Origin of the sequence: Streptosporangium sp. NPDC000509 (assembly GCF_042898365.1) — a bacterium.
Classification (GTDB): domain Bacteria; phylum Actinomycetota; class Actinomycetes; order Streptosporangiales; family Streptosporangiaceae; genus Streptosporangium.
Genome location: NZ_JBIAYX010000013.1, coordinates 228,130 through 242,030, shown reverse-complemented (window position 1 = coordinate 242,030; position 13,901 = coordinate 228,130). Strand labels below are relative to the sequence as shown.

The window sequence follows — 13,901 nt, the reverse complement described above, 5'->3', positions numbered from 1 at the left end:
CGGGTACGCAAGCATCCGATCAGTCCTCCGGGCCGAAGACCTGCTGGATGTCTCCCTCGCCGTCGCCGACGATCTTCCAGAAGCGCCGGGACAGCTCGATCGCCTCCTCCTTGGAGCGCACCTCGACGAGCGCGAAGCTGACGATCGCCTCCTTCGCCTCGGTGAACGGCCCGTCGGTGACGGTGATCTCCCCGGCGGAGGAGGAGATGTGGGTGCCGGCCGGGTCCAGGCCACCGGTCGCGAGCACCACTCCCGCCTGGATCATCTCCTGGACGAAGGCGGCCATCTCGGCGTGCATCGCCTCGGTCGGGGGTGCCATGTCGTCGCTGCCCCTGGTCGTCATCAGAAATCGCATTGCCGTATCTCCTTCGGGTGGTCAGGTGACCGATCCTCGCCGGTCCTCGGCTACGCGTCGAACGGATCGGCGGGAAATCGACACGCACCCTCTGACCAGGACAGTAGCCCGGATGTGACAGGGAATGCGATGCGGCGGTACGGGGAGGCGCGGGCCGATTCCGTGTTCGCGGCGTGTTCGCGACTCGGGCAGCGGCGCGCTCACCGGTCGGCTGCCGGCGAATCAACGCCTCCACCCCTTGGTCCGCCTGGCCCACGCATTCGTCTTAGGGAAACCTCAATAAAGTCATAAGCTTTTTAACGATCGCGACATCGGCGTATTCTCCCCGGATATCCTGCACCTCCGTGGTGAGAGAACGGGACCTCGCGACGAGGCCCGGCAGAAACGGGCACACGTTCCGCGACGAGCGAATTCCCGCCCACGATCGCCGCGTTTCCGTCTCAGTGAGGACGCCACGAGGGTGCCGTCCACCTTCCGGTCACCCACGTTCCGGAATCGCGTGGATCACCTCGGTGACCGCTATGATCCCTGGGAGATTTGCCGTGAACATCACCATTGTGATCAACTACCCCCTGTCTCATTCGATGCGAATTCCTCATGAACGGACCTGACCCCCATGAGTACCTCTCGCGAATCCGGCTGGCAGCCCGTGGAGCTCGATGCCGGTCGGCCACATTCGGCCCGCATCTGGAATTACTGGCTGGGCGGAAAGGACAACTACCCCGCCGACCGCGAGGCCGGGGACATGGTCGAGCAGCTCATCCCCGGCATCGTCGACTCGGCGCGGGCCGACCGGGCGTTCCTCGGCCGCTGCGTGCAATATCTCGTCGCCGAGGCCGGGATTCGCCAGTTCCTCGACATCGGCACGGGCCTTCCCACCGCCGACAACACGCACGAGGTGGCTCAGCGGATCGCCCCGGAGTCCAGGGTCGTCTACGTCGACAACGACCCGCTGGTCCTGGTTCACGCCCGCGCACTGCTCGTCGGCAACTCAGAGGGTGCCACCGACTACATCGACGCCGACCTGCGCGACCCCCAGCACATCCTGCGGGCGGCGGCGGAGACCCTCGACCTCACCAGGCCCGTCGCGCTGATGCTGCTGGGAATCCTGCACCACCTCACCGATGACGAGGAGGCGGGAAAGGTCGTGAGGGAACTGGTCGACGCCGTCCCCTCGGGCAGCCACCTGGTGATCGCGCACGCCACCGCCGAGGTTCACGGCGAGGCGATGCACGAGGCGATGCGACAGTTCATGGAGCGGGGCGGCACCCCGATCGTGGCCCGCGACCGCCACCACGTCGCCTCGTTCTTCGACGGCCTGGAACTCCTGGAGCCCGGCGTGGTCTCCTGTTCACGCTGGCGTTCGGAACGCACCCCGTGGGGCGATTCTCCTGAGGTGTCCCAGTTCTGCGGTGTCGCCCGCAAGCCCTGACGAGTCCTTCTCCGGCCTTTTGTCGTTTGCGTCCTTCCGGCCTCTCGGTGCGCACCGGCTTCGGTGCTCCGATTGCGGCACATCGCCCCGTACGTCCCCTGTGGGGGCCGGATCGCGACCCCTCGATGGCGCGGCGCGTCACGGAGAGCCCTCTCGCGCCCCCGACAGGGGGCGGAGTGCCCAAGCCTGGGCGCCCGACCGGCGAGAAGATTCAGCGGAGATCGTCAGACACGGCCCCCGAACCGGGTTTATTCAGGACGCTCCGGTGCAGTCCCATAGTCGTCCGCTCGTTGCCTCCCGCAGCAACCAACTGCGACAAACGGTGACATATCTCCACAAAAGGATGTTTTTGTAACGCCGACCCCGGATCGCGCACCACTCATCCGGCCAGGCCGTCGCGAAGATCAACCAAGATCGACATGGGAGGTCGTCTCCATGAACCCCGCTAAGGACCCCGCCTCACCGCCCCCCGGCGCCGCGCTGATCGTCGTCATGGGGGTGACCGGTTCCGGCAAGACCACCGTGGGCGCCGCCCTCGGCCAGCGGCTACGGGTGCCGTTCGCCGACGCCGACGACTTCCACAGCGAGGCCAACATCGCCAAGATGTCGGACGGGATCCCCCTCGACGACGAGGACAGGCTGCCCTGGCTGCGCGCGATCGGCACCTGGCTCAGCGAGCACGCCGCCACCGGCGGTGTGGCGAGCTGCTCAGCGCTCAAACGGAGCTACCGCGACATCCTGCGCGAGGCCGCGCCGACGGTGAGCTTCGTCCACCTCCACGGCGAGGTGGACGCCGTGCGCCGCAGAGTGGCCGGCCGCCCGGGGCACTTCATGCCCACCTCGCTGGTCGAGTCGCAGTTCAAGACGCTGGAGCCCCTGGAGCCCGACGAGCAGGGGATCGTCCTCGACTTCTCCGCCTCCGTGGACGAACTCGTGGACGCCTACCTCGCCGCGACCGCCCAGACGACGTCCGCCCCCGGAACGGAAACGAACCCGCCCCCCGCCGACTCCACCGCCCCGGCCGCGTCCCGGACCTCAGACCCGGACGACGAGGCCGGGAGCCCGAGGTGAGCCCCCTCCTCACCACCCTCGCCGCGCCCGCCGACACCTCCCCCGGAAGGCTCATCCCGGCGGCGCTCGTCGGCATCGCGCTGATCGTCGTACTGATCACGTACTTCAAGCTCCACCCCTTCCTGAGCCTCACCCTCGGCTCGCTCGCGGTCGGAGCCGTCGCGGGCCTCGCGATGACCGACACCATCGCCGCCTTCAGCGACGGGTTCGGCAGCACCGCGGCCGGTGTCGGCACGCTCATCGCGCTCGGCGCGATGTTCGGCAAGCTGCTCGCCGACTCCGGCGGGGCCGACGAGATCGTGGACACGATCGTCGGCCGGTCCAACCCCCGATCCCTGCCCTGGGCGATGGCCGCGGTGGGCGCGCTGATCGGCCTGCCGATGTTCTTCGAGATCGGCCTCGTCCTGCTGATGCCGGTCATCTTCCTGGTCTCGCGCCGCTCCGGCCTCTCCCTGATCCGGGTCGGCATACCCGCGCTCGCGGGCCTTTCCGTGATGCACGGGCTCGTTCCCCCGCACCCGGGCCCGCTGGTCGCCATCGACGCGCTCAACGCCGACCTCGGCATCACGCTGGGCCTGGGCGTGCTCGTCGCCATCCCGACGGTCGCCATCGCGGGGCCGCTGTTCGCCAAGTACGCGGCCCGCTGGGTGGACGTACCGGCGCCGGAGCTCTACGAGGCCCGGCCCTCGGCGGAGGACACCCGGCGCCCGTCGTTCGGCGTCACGCTCGCCACCGTGCTGCTGCCGGTCGCGCTGATGATGGGCAAGGCCCTCGCCGACATCCTCCTCTCCGAGGGCAACGTCCTGCGCACCGTGCTCGACTTCCTCGGTACGCCGCTGGTGGCGCTGCTCATCGCCGTCCTCGTCGCGATGTTCACCCTGGGCCTCGGCGCCGGAATGGACAGGAAGGCGGTCGCGAAGTCCCTGGAACAGTCGCTGCCGCCGATCGCGGGCATCCTGCTGATCGTCGCCGCGGGCGGTGGTTTCAAGCAGACGCTGATCGACACCGGGATCGGCGACCTCATCGCCACGTGGGTGGAGAACAGCGGCCTGTCGGTGCTGCTGCTCGCCTGGCTGGTCGCCGTGCTCATCCGGCTGGCCACGGGCTCGGCGACCGTCGCGACCGTCACGGCCTCGGGGATCCTCGCCCCGCTGGTCGCCAACCTCAGCGTCGGGGAGACCTCGCTGCTCGTGCTCGCCATCGGCGCGGGTTCGCTGTTCTTCTCCCACGTCAACGACGCGGGCTTCTGGCTGGTCAAGGAGTACTTCGGGCTCACCGTGGGCCAGAACATCAAGACCTGGTCGGTGATGGAGACGGTCATCTCGGTGGCCGGCCTGGTCTTCGTCCTGATCCTGAGCCTCTTCCTGTAGTCCCGCGAGACCCGCGGCCTTCGCGCGGCCCGGGACCGGTCAGTGGTGTCCGGAGACCGTGTCGCGCAGGCAGCGGACGGCGGAGGCGACCCGCTCCAGGCTCTCCTCGTCATCGGGCCCGGGACCGGCCGGTTCGCGCCCCTCGCGGACATCCTGGGCGATCTTCTCCAGGGAGTCCGCGAGGGCGCGGACAGCCTCCTTCGGAGGTGGCGGCGCGCCGCGCCCGGTGCGCGCGACGGTGGTGGCGGTCGCGTCGGCCACCTGTTCCAGCGCGGCCATCGCGGGCATCCAGGTGGTGACACGCCTGCTGATCACCGGCGGTTCGGACAGCGCCCGCTGGAAAACCGTCCGCAGGTCGGCCAGGGCGTCGTACGCCCCGCGGTGCAGTCGCGCCCCGCCGGCGTGCCCGCCGTCGAACGCGTGCCGCAGGTAGTTCGCGGTGGCCGTCACCGCGTCGGCGAACCGCGGCCCGACCGGCGCCTCCCAGCTCGACGACCACGGCAGGTAGCCCAATACCAGGACGATCACACATCCGACCAGCGTGTCCACCAGCCGGATCCTCCCCAGCTCGGGTCCCCCGCGGGTGAGCAGGTCCACCAGGAGCAGGACCAGCGGCGCCTGGAAGGCCGACATCAGACCCCAGTTGCGTTGCAGGCCGTACGGCAGGAGCGCCGCGCACACCGCGATGGGCGCCAGGAGCAGCGGGCCGTACGGCACCAGGACGAGTACGAGGGTGCCGATCAGTGTGCCCACGAGGGTGCCGAGCACGCGCTGCACGGCGCGGGCGAACACCGACCCGAAATCGGGCTTGAGCACCAACGCGACGGTGAGCATCATCCAGTAGGACCGCTCGAACCAGCCGAACTCGCTGAGCGTGGTGGCCACGCCCATGCACAGCGCGAGCCTGACCGTGTAGACGCGGGCGAGGTGGCCCCGCCACATCTGCTCCAGCACGTCACGGAGCCGGGAACGGTAGCCGACCCGTTCGTACGGCAGCTGGTCCTTCGCGACCTCGCCGCCGGACACCAGCTCGACGGCCCCCCGCACGGCGAGACACAGGGCGCGCGTGACGGGCGGGTCGCCTCGTTCGCAGGAACACGACGGCACCCGAGGCGCGGGTCCACCGGCGAGCGAGGCTGCGACGGCCCCGGGGGCGGAGGCGGCTCGCACGAGCGGTTCGGGCAGCCCGCGTTCCTCGTAGCGCAGCGAGAGCAGGGCGTTGCGGATCAGCGAGGCCTGGTTCAGCAGGGCGACCAGGCGGGTGCGTTCCGGGTCCAGCCCTCCGGCCAGGAAGCGGGCGCCGAGCACGACGTCGTAGCCGTTCTTGAGAGTGGTGTCGAACGTTCTCAGCGCGAGGGTGTCGTGATCGGTGAACAGCCGGTCGAGAGCCTCGTAGACCGCGATCACGGCGGCCCTCTCCGGCGCCCGGGGGTGGAACGGCCAGTCGGCGACCCCCAGCACGATCACCCAGAGCGCACCCAGCAGGAACGCCAGCGCGTTCGCGCCCGGCGCCCCCGGCAGCTTCACGCCGGTGGCGATCACGGTCATCACCAGCAGCTGCAGCCCGGCCGCCGAGCCCGTCGCCCCGCTCGTGCTGATGAGCGCGGACAGCACGGCGACCGCCACCACGACCGGCACCGTCCACCAGCCGTGGCCGTGGGCCGCGGCCCCGATGAGATACCCCAGCGCCCCCGCGGCACCGGCCGCGCCCATCCTGGCGATCCTGACCAGGTAGGGGCCACCGCGGTCGGCCAGACCGGCGTTCGTCGCGCCCATCGCGGGCAGCAGACCGGCCACGACGTTCCCGGAGACGAGTGCCACGAGAAGCGGGCCGGTCACCGCCACGGCCATGCGCAGCATCGGCCACCACCGTAGCGGCGCGGGTGCGGGCCTGACCGTCTCGACCAGCCAGCCGGGAGCGGCGTCGGTCAGCCGGTCGGCGGTCCGCCGGAAGAGCGAGGGCATCGCTCGCCGTCGCTCAGGGGATGATGGCGTCGACGTATCCACCGTCGACGCGCAGGGCACCACCCGTGGTGGCGGAGGCCTGTGGTGAGCTGAGGTAGACGACCATGTTGGCGATCTCCTCCGGCTCGATCAGCCGTTGCAGGAGCGACTGCGGGCGGTGCTCTCTCATGAAGGCACGCGGGGCCTCCTCCCAGGGCAGGTCACGGTCGACGAGTTCGTAGACGAACTCCTCCACGCCGCCGGTGTGGGTGGGGCCGGCGATGACGGAGTTCACGGTGACGCCGCTGCCCGCGGCCTTCTTCGCGAAGCCGCGCGAGACGGCCAGGAGCGCGGTCTTGGACATGCCGTACTGGATCATCTCGATGGGGGTGACGATCGCGGAGTCGCTGGCGATGTACTGGACGCGACCCCAGGAGCGTGCCACCATCCCCGGAAGGTAGGCACGGGTGAGGCGGACCGCCGCCAGGACGTTCACCTCGAAGTAGCGGCGCCACTCGTCGTCGGTGATCTCCAGGGCGTCCTTCGCTCCGAAGATCCCGAGGTTGTTGACCAGGATGTCGACCTCCGGCAGGAGGTCCACCGCGTGCTCCGCGCCCTCCTCGGTGGCGAGGTCCGCCGCGAGCGGGACGATCTCCGCATCGGGGACCTGCGCGCGCAGCGCCTCGCCGGCGGCCTGGACCTTGTCGGGTGTGCGGCCGTTGACGGCCACCGTCGCGCCCGCCCGCGCGAGACCGACGGCGATGGCGGCCCCGATGCCCTGGGTGGACCCGGTGACCAGCGCCGTCTTGCCGGTGAGATCGATATGCATGCGTCACGTCCTTGGAACCCGGTGCGGAGCCGCCCATCGGCGCGGGCGAGACCATCACGACCTGGTGATACGTCGTCCAGCTGATCCGGTGTTCGTTCCCGCGCCCATCGAGGTGGAACGCGCGGGCAGCGATCATTTGCAGAGAACCGGTCCGCATGACGACGCTTTTCCCGATAATGCGCTCATGTCCCTGTTCGGCACCGACGCGTACCGGAGCGAGACCGGTCTTCCACCGCTGGTGGCCCACGCGGTCGCGGTGGCCGAGCGACACGGATTCGCGTTCTCCTGCCTCCCGGAGCAGGGCCGCCTGCTGCGCGCCCTCGCGGGCGGCGCCACCCGCCGGATCGCCGAGACGGGAACGGGGTACGGGGTGGGTCTGGCGTGGCTCGCCACCGGTGCGCGACCCGGGGTCGAGATGATCGGTGTCGAACGGGACGAGCACAGGGCGAGAGGCGCCGCCGAGATCTTCGTCGGCATCCCGGGGGTTCGCGTCCTGCATGCCGACTGGACCGAGGTGTACGCGTACGGGCCCTATGACCTCTTGGTGCTGGACGGGGGCGGCCAGGGTAAGAACGGCGAGGCCGCCGCCGACCCCGAACGGCTGCTCACCCCCGGCGGCGTGCTGGTCGTCGACGATTTCACACCGTCGGCCACCTGGCCGCCGGAGCATCTCGGGCGACCCGACTCCGCCCGTGTCCACTGGCTGGACCATCCGGCGCTTCGCGCCGTCGACATCCCCCTGTCAGGTGATCTCAGCACCGTCATCGGAGTTCGCCGCCCCCTTTAGCCCGTTGCTCGGCGTACGGCGCGGTCGCGTCGGTTCCGGGTGGCGACGGAGTCGAGGACGGTCCCTCAGTGGTGGTAGGAGTGGACGACGGCGTGTCCCCTGCCTCGGCCGATGATCCACTTGTTGATGGGCGTGGTGACCAGGAAGGCCACCAGGAGGGCGAAGGCGAGGGCGCCCCAGAAGAGGCCGGAGGTGAGTTCCGCGTCCATCGCGCCGGGAACCGCGATCATGACGGTGTTGTCGACGATCTCCATGACGAGGATGGACAGGGTGTCGGCCGCCAGCGCCAGCCGTACGGCCTTGCGCCAGTCGACGCCGGCCCTGCGCAACCCGAGCAGGGTGAGGGCGTAGCCGAAGAAGAAGGCCAGCACGATGGAGAGGACGACGGTGGACACGTTCGGCCATCCCAGAGCCGTGCCGATCACCATGCCGAGCACCTCGCCGATGGCGCATCCGGTGAGGCAGTGCAGGGTCGCCGACGCGGCGACCCGCCAGGTGGCCTTCGGCGGGTGGTCGCCGGACCCGTGATCGGCCCCGTGGCCGGATCCATGGTCGGCCCCGTCGTCGGCGTGACTCGCGTACCGTGCCGGTTCGGACATCCCTACCTCCTCATGGCTCTCTGGCAAGAGCCTTAATCTATACCGGTGGGGGGTATGTGACAACGGCCAGAGAGCCCGGAGGGCGAACCGGTCGCCCCTATCTGTCGTCGCCGTCCCAGGCGAAGGCGTGGAACGGCGGGTCGAGGGGCGCGTCGATCAGGCGGTTGGCGAAGGTCGAGATCGTGTACGCGCCGACGCCGAGGACGACCTCAAGGGCGTTCCGCGCACTGTAGCCCGCGTCGAGGAACGCCCGCGTCTCCTCGTCGCCGACCGCGCCGTGATGGTCCATGACGGCGAGGGTGAACGACCGGAGCGCCTCGGCGCGCCCGTCCGGGAGCGGCTTCCCGGCGCGGAGCGCCTCGACGACCTCGGACGGGGCCTCCAGCCTGACCAGTGTGGCGGTGTGCATCGCCACGCAGACGTGGCAGCCGTTGCGGGTGGCGACCGTCATGACGACGATCTCGCGGTCGATCGGATCGAGGGTGGTCTGCTCGAAGGTGGCGCTCGCCGCCAGGAATCCCTTGAGCAACTGCGGGGAGGTGGCCATCCGGCCGACCGGCGCGGGGACGTAGCCGAATTTCCGCTTCACGTTCTCGACGGTGGAGCGGGCGTCGGCCGGGGCGCTCTCGGCGGTGTGGGTGGGGAAGAGGGGGTGGACGTCAGTGGTCACGGGAGCCTTCTCTCTGGGTGTTCCGAGCCCTCGGAACACGGGTTCGGCGATCGCACGTCACGGCGATATCGTCAACATGGTTGTCTATACCGTAAACGAGGTTGACGACTTTGGCAACGGCCGCCCCCGGACGCGGGCCCGCGAGGCTCAGCCGCCGCGGGCGGCGGTGATGAAGTCCCTGATGAGGCCGGGGTCCTTCACCCCTGGCGCGACCTCCACACCGCTCGACACGTCGACTCCCCAGGGCCGGGCGGCGGCGATCGCCTCGGCCACGTTCGACGGGGCCAGTCCCCCTGCCAGCATCCAGCGGCCCGCCGGGCGCCCGCGCACGGCCGCCCAGTCCCACGGCTCCCCCGAACCGGGCCTGGGCGCGTCGACGATGAGCAGGTCCTCGTCGAGGGCGCCGCAGCGCAGGTCGGTGCTCGCGGCCCCGGCGCGGACCAGCGTGACGCCGAGGTCCTTCAACGCGGTGAAGTCCCCGTGCGGGTGGTCACCGTGCAACTGGACGGCGCGCAGTCCCGCCTCCAGGGTGGCCGCCCTCACCTCCTCGGAGGGCTCTCCGGCGAAGACCCCGACGGTCAGCACGTGCGGGGGCACCGCCGAGGCCAGCTCCCTCGCCCGCGCGGGGGTGACCCGCCGCGAGCTCCTGGTGAGGACGAACCCGATGGCGTCGGCCCCCGCCTCGACGGCGGCCGTCACATGTCCGGGCTCGCGCAGCCCGCAGATCTTCACGTACACCCTGTGTACGGTAGCCCGTCTCCCCCACCCGGAACGCCTCAGAGGGCGTTCAGGAACCTCGCGGCGATCGGCGCCGCGACCTTGCCTCCCGCACCGCCGTGCCGGATGAAGACCGCGAAGGCGAGGGAACCCCGGTAGCCGATGAACCAGGCGTGGTCCCCGCCGCCGGCGACTTCGGCGGTGCCGGTCTTGCCCGCGGTGTCCGGCGGGAGCCCGGCCTGGGCGGCCGTTCCCCGGGCGACCACGGCGCTCATCATCGTCCGCAGCCCCGCGGCCACCCCCTCGTCCAGCGGCACCGGGGCGGGCGAGTCCGCGGGAGGCTCGTCGGTCGTGATCGCGGGCTTCCAGACACCGCTCGCCACCGCGGCGGCGACCTCGGCCATGCAGAGCGGGCTCGCCTGCACCGAGTTCTGGCCGATGGCGTCGGAGCCCAGCTCGTCCGGGTTTCCGGGCGGCTGGATCCGGCAGGAGCTCAGCCCCGGCTTCTCCCGGAAACCGAACCGGTCGGCCGCCTCGGCGCGCAGCTGGCCGTCGCGCAGCCGCTCGTACGCCTGCTGGGCGAAGGTGGTGTTGCACGAGAGCGCGAAGGCCGTGGTGAAGGCCACGCCGCCGTGGTCGACGCCGTCGGAGTCGCTGAAGCTCCTGCCGTTGGGGATCGTGTAGCCGGCGGGGCAGGCGACCTGGGAGTCGGGGGTGAGGCCACCGCGAAGCAGCGCGGCTGCGGTCACGACCTTGAACGTCGAGCCGGGCGGGTAGAGCCCGTTGAACGCCTCCCGCCCGTCCAGCGTGTCCGCCACCGCTCGTACCTGGGCCGTCCCGACGTCCACGGCCACGATCGCGGCGGGCTGGGAGACACCGTCCAGGGCACGGGCCGCGGCCGCCTGCACGGGCTGGGAGATCGTGGTCTTCTTCCCCGAGGTCGGCGGGAGCGGTGACTCCCGCAGCACCTGGCCGGAAGGCTCCTCCCGGACTTTCAGGATGACCGCCGTGTCGCCCAGCCCGGTGAAGTAGTCCTCCGCCCTGCTGTCCTGGGGGAACGGCACTCCCTCGCGGGTCACCGTGGCCGGTCGCCGGACCTCGGTCTCCTCCAACCGCACGCTCCCGCCGTTCTTGAGCGAGGGGTGCATCGTCTCGGGGGTCCAGCGCACCTTCCACACCCCGAACCGCGACTCCAAATGCAGGACGGAGGCGAACGGCCACTCGCCCAGCCCCGTGACCTGTCGTACCCCGTTGAAGGACATCTCGGCCGCGTCCTCACCTCGGTGACGCAGGTCGCCGGGGGTAAGGGAGAGCGAGGAGATCCGCAGGTCGCCGTCGAAGCCGCGGTGCCGCGGGCCGAAGTCGGCCGGGGGGTCGACGACCATGCCCTCCATCGCGGCGAGGTCGCCCCCCTGCCAGGCGGTGAGATAGTTCGTCGCGGTCGTCTCGGGACCGCTGTTCGGGTTCGGTGTGGCCGGGGTCAGCGTGACCAGGTTCGCCGGCGGTGAGGCGGGCACCGGGTTGGGCGACTCCCCCGCCCGTACCGCGTTCGTCCTGACCTCGGGGTCACCGGCCGGCGAGGGCGGTGAGGCAACGACGGCGCCCGGCGCGGCCACCACCGCGTACACGCCGAAGAGGAGGATCGTGGCCGCCGAGATGACCAGTGCGAGGAGCCGTCGATCACGCATACCGTCTACTCCCCCGGGTGTGCAGAGTTGCATACCAGAGAAAAGATCGTAAAGGCGACAAGAAGCAGCGAACCAGATTTTTCCCTACTTCGGTATGACACCGTATCCCGCGGCGCAACCGGGGGAGCTCCACGACAGGTCACCTCTCCCCGGCCGGGGCCCTCTCCCTAACGGAGACCGTCGAAAAGGTCGTCCTCTCGATCGCCCGCGGCGGGAACGTGGTTGATGTGACGGATGAAGGCCTCCTGCGCGAACACCTGGTGCTGCGCCTCCGCGGGCATGCGCAGCAGGAAGATGCTGTCGCCCTGGCTCGCGTGCGCCTCCAGCGCCTTGCGCTTGCGCTCCACCTGGGAGGACACGTCGACCACGGCGGTGATCTGCTCCTCGGGAACGCCGAAGTCGTCGGGAAGCTCGACGTCCTCGGGACCGGCGCCGATCGAGCGGAGATACGCGAACAGTTCGGCCGTCCGCTCCCGGGGCACGGCGGTGTAGTAGAGCTTGCGGGGAATGCCGCTCGCCTCGGTGGCGGCCACCGCGATCCGGTGGGCCTGGATGTGGTCGGGGTGGCCGTAACCGCCGTTCTCGTCGTAGGTGACGACGACCTGCGGGCGATAGCGCTCCATCAGCTCGACGAGCCTGCCGACGGCCTGCTCGAAAGACACGTTGGCAAAGGAGTCCGGCGCCTCGTTGGCCGCCCAGCCGACCATGCCCGAGTCCTGGTAGCCGAGCAGCTCGACGTGGGAGATCCCCAGATGGGTCGCCGACTCGCGGAGCTCCTCCAGCCGCAACGCTCTCACCGCCTCCGCGTCGTGGCCGGCCTCCCCCGGCTTCACCCCGCCGGGACCGTCGCCCTGCTCGCCGTTCGTGCAGGTCACCAATACGGTACGGACACCCTCGTCCGCGTATCTGGCGAGGATCCCGCCGGTGCTGATCACCTCGTCGTCGGGATGGGCGTGCACGGCCATCAGCGTCAACTTCTCATCCATGATTTTCCACCCATTCGCAAAAAGCCATGCGGACCGGCCCACTCTACGACCGCTGCCGAGAGGTCGAGCGCGACAGGCGGATCACCTGGAACGACGTCTCCGGGCGGGAGGCGTCCAGACCCTGAACACTCCGGGGCGAGCGGCCCACCCCGCGTCCCGCGTCGCGGGTCCCCCCTCGTCGGGTACGCCGCGCCGGCCGCTATCCGGGCGGGGGGTAGAGGTCGAACCCGTACAGGCCCTGATCGCCACCGGCGGCTATGGCGAACCCGGTGGGAAACCAGGCGAGGCAGTTGAGGCCCGCCTCGACCCGTGCCCCGGCGGCGAACGAGTCGCCGTACCTGTCCCACACCCGGATGGTGCCGTCGTCGGAGCAGGTGGCGAGCAGGTTGCTGTCGGGCGAGATGGCCACCGCGCGGATCCTTCCCTCGCCGCCGGACAGCCTCGCCCGCTCCGTGCCACCCGCCGACCAGACGCGGGCGCCGCCGTCGTCGAAGCAGGCGGCGAGCCAGGTGCCGTCGGGGGCGATCGTCACCCCCCGGGCGGGGCCGGGGCATCCCTTGAGCGAGGCCCGCGACTTGCCGTCGGCTCCCCACAGGCCGGCCGTGCCGTTGGCGGAGAAGATGGCGAACCACCTGCCGTTCGGCGCCACGGTGATCTCCTCGATCGCCTCCACCCTGCTTCTCAGCGTGGCGTACCTGGCACCGTCCGGCTTCCAGAGCTGGATCTTCCCGTAGATGGACAGCGTGGCGAGCCAGCCGCCGTCCGGGGAGACGAGGAGGTGTGCCGTCGCCCTGATGTTCGCGACCAGGACGGCGCGCTCGGTGCCGTCGGCCCACCACACGCGGGCGGTGCCGTCTTCGGAGCAGGTGGCGAGCCAGGTGCTGTCGGGAGAGATCACCACCTCGCGCACCGGCCCGGTGTGACCGTTCAGCACCGCCCTCCTGCTGCCGCCCGCACCCCACAGTCGTACGGCCCGATCGGCCGACCAGGTCGCGAGCCAGGTGCTGTCGGGGGCGATCGCCACCCCCCGCAGGCGTCCGGCGTGCCCCGTCGGGATGGCTCGCCTGCGGCCACCGGCCCCGCGTATCCGCACGACGTGATCGGTGGACCAGACGGCGAGCCACGTCTTGTCCGGTGAGACCACGCCGTGGTGACCGTCTTCCAAGGGAACGGTGAGGGTCGCCTCCTCTATCCTGTCCTCGTTCCAGAGTTTCACCGATCCGTCACCGGAGTGGGTGGCGACCCAGCTCCCCTCGGGAGAGATCGTCACCTGGCGGACCGTCCCGGTCCTCCCCTTGCGGCTCTGCCTCGCGGCGCGCTCCGACTGCCAGATCCGGATCGTCCCCTCGTCGGAGCAGGCGGCGAGCCAGGTGCTGTCGGGAGAGATCACCACCTGACGAACCACCCCCGCATGCCCCGTCAGAGCGGCCCGCTCACCACCGTCGGCCTCCCA

13 protein-coding genes are annotated in these 13,901 nt (G+C 70.5%); 4 read left to right on the top strand and 9 right to left on the bottom strand.

All coding sequences use genetic code 11. The features are described from left to right. Positions 1-19: 19 nt before the first annotated feature. Complete coding sequence (locus ACFY3D_RS24585; protein WP_362903193.1) at positions 20-355, bottom strand: YciI family protein; 336 nt, start codon at positions 353-355, stop codon at positions 20-22. A gap of 616 nt (positions 356-971) precedes the next feature. Here ACFY3D_RS24585 and ACFY3D_RS24580 point away from each other — a divergent pair. The 3 genes from ACFY3D_RS24580 (at position 972) to ACFY3D_RS24570 (ending at position 4,228) form a co-directional block, all read left to right on the top strand. Further along, a complete protein-coding gene (locus tag ACFY3D_RS24580; RefSeq protein ID WP_350949070.1) occupies positions 972-1,787 on the top strand; it encodes an SAM-dependent methyltransferase in 816 nt (271 codons plus the stop codon). Between the two features lie 435 nt (positions 1,788-2,222). After that, the gene (locus ACFY3D_RS24575; RefSeq protein ID WP_389983022.1) at positions 2,223-2,858 is read left to right on the top strand and encodes a gluconokinase; all 636 of its coding nucleotides are present in this window, start codon (positions 2,223-2,225) and stop codon (positions 2,856-2,858) included. Next, entirely contained in the window at positions 2,855-4,228 is a 1,374-nt protein-coding gene (locus ACFY3D_RS24570) for a GntP family permease (protein ID WP_389983019.1), read from the top strand. Before ACFY3D_RS24575 ends, ACFY3D_RS24570 begins: the two co-directional genes overlap by 4 nt. A 39-nt stretch (positions 4,229-4,267) precedes the next feature. Here ACFY3D_RS24570 and ACFY3D_RS24565 read toward each other — a convergent pair whose 3' ends face one another. Continuing rightward, complete coding sequence (locus ACFY3D_RS24565) at positions 4,268-6,193, bottom strand: FUSC family protein (protein ID WP_389983016.1); 1,926 nt, start codon at positions 6,191-6,193, stop codon at positions 4,268-4,270. Positions 6,194-6,206: 13 nt separating this feature from the next. After that, positions 6,207-7,001, bottom strand: a complete 795-nt coding sequence (locus tag ACFY3D_RS24560; protein ID WP_389983013.1) for an SDR family NAD(P)-dependent oxidoreductase — start codon at positions 6,999-7,001, stop codon at positions 6,207-6,209. 184 nt (positions 7,002-7,185) lie between these two features. Between ACFY3D_RS24560 and ACFY3D_RS24555 the strand changes: the two genes are divergently transcribed. Further along, the gene (locus ACFY3D_RS24555; protein WP_389983010.1) at positions 7,186-7,788 is read left to right on the top strand and encodes an O-methyltransferase; all 603 of its coding nucleotides are present in this window, start codon (positions 7,186-7,188) and stop codon (positions 7,786-7,788) included. Positions 7,789-7,853: 65 nt separating this feature from the next. On the opposite strand, the gene ACFY3D_RS24550 is transcribed toward ACFY3D_RS24555, so the two are convergent. From ACFY3D_RS24550 to ACFY3D_RS24525, 6 genes are all read right to left on the bottom strand, one after another. After that, complete coding sequence (locus ACFY3D_RS24550) at positions 7,854-8,387, bottom strand: DUF4396 domain-containing protein (protein ID WP_389983007.1); 534 nt, start codon at positions 8,385-8,387, stop codon at positions 7,854-7,856. Positions 8,388-8,484: 97 nt separating this feature from the next. After that, positions 8,485-9,057: a carboxymuconolactone decarboxylase family protein gene (locus ACFY3D_RS24545; protein ID WP_389983004.1), complete on the bottom strand. Its 573-nt coding sequence runs from the start codon at positions 9,055-9,057 to the stop codon at positions 8,485-8,487. 147 nt (positions 9,058-9,204) lie between these two features. Next, the gene (locus ACFY3D_RS24540; protein WP_389983001.1) at positions 9,205-9,795 is read right to left on the bottom strand and encodes a phosphoribosylanthranilate isomerase; all 591 of its coding nucleotides are present in this window, start codon (positions 9,793-9,795) and stop codon (positions 9,205-9,207) included. Positions 9,796-9,833: 38 nt separating this feature from the next. Then, the gene (locus ACFY3D_RS24535) at positions 9,834-11,462 is read right to left on the bottom strand and encodes a penicillin-binding transpeptidase domain-containing protein (RefSeq protein WP_389982998.1); all 1,629 of its coding nucleotides are present in this window, start codon (positions 11,460-11,462) and stop codon (positions 9,834-9,836) included. A 167-nt stretch (positions 11,463-11,629) separates the two neighbouring features. Continuing rightward, positions 11,630-12,448, bottom strand: a complete 819-nt coding sequence (locus ACFY3D_RS24530) for a PIG-L family deacetylase (protein WP_389982995.1) — start codon at positions 12,446-12,448, stop codon at positions 11,630-11,632. A gap of 199 nt (positions 12,449-12,647) precedes the next feature. Further along, the coding region (locus ACFY3D_RS24525; protein ID WP_389982992.1) for a WD40 repeat domain-containing protein at positions 12,648-13,901 on the bottom strand (1,254 nt) is incomplete at its 5' end.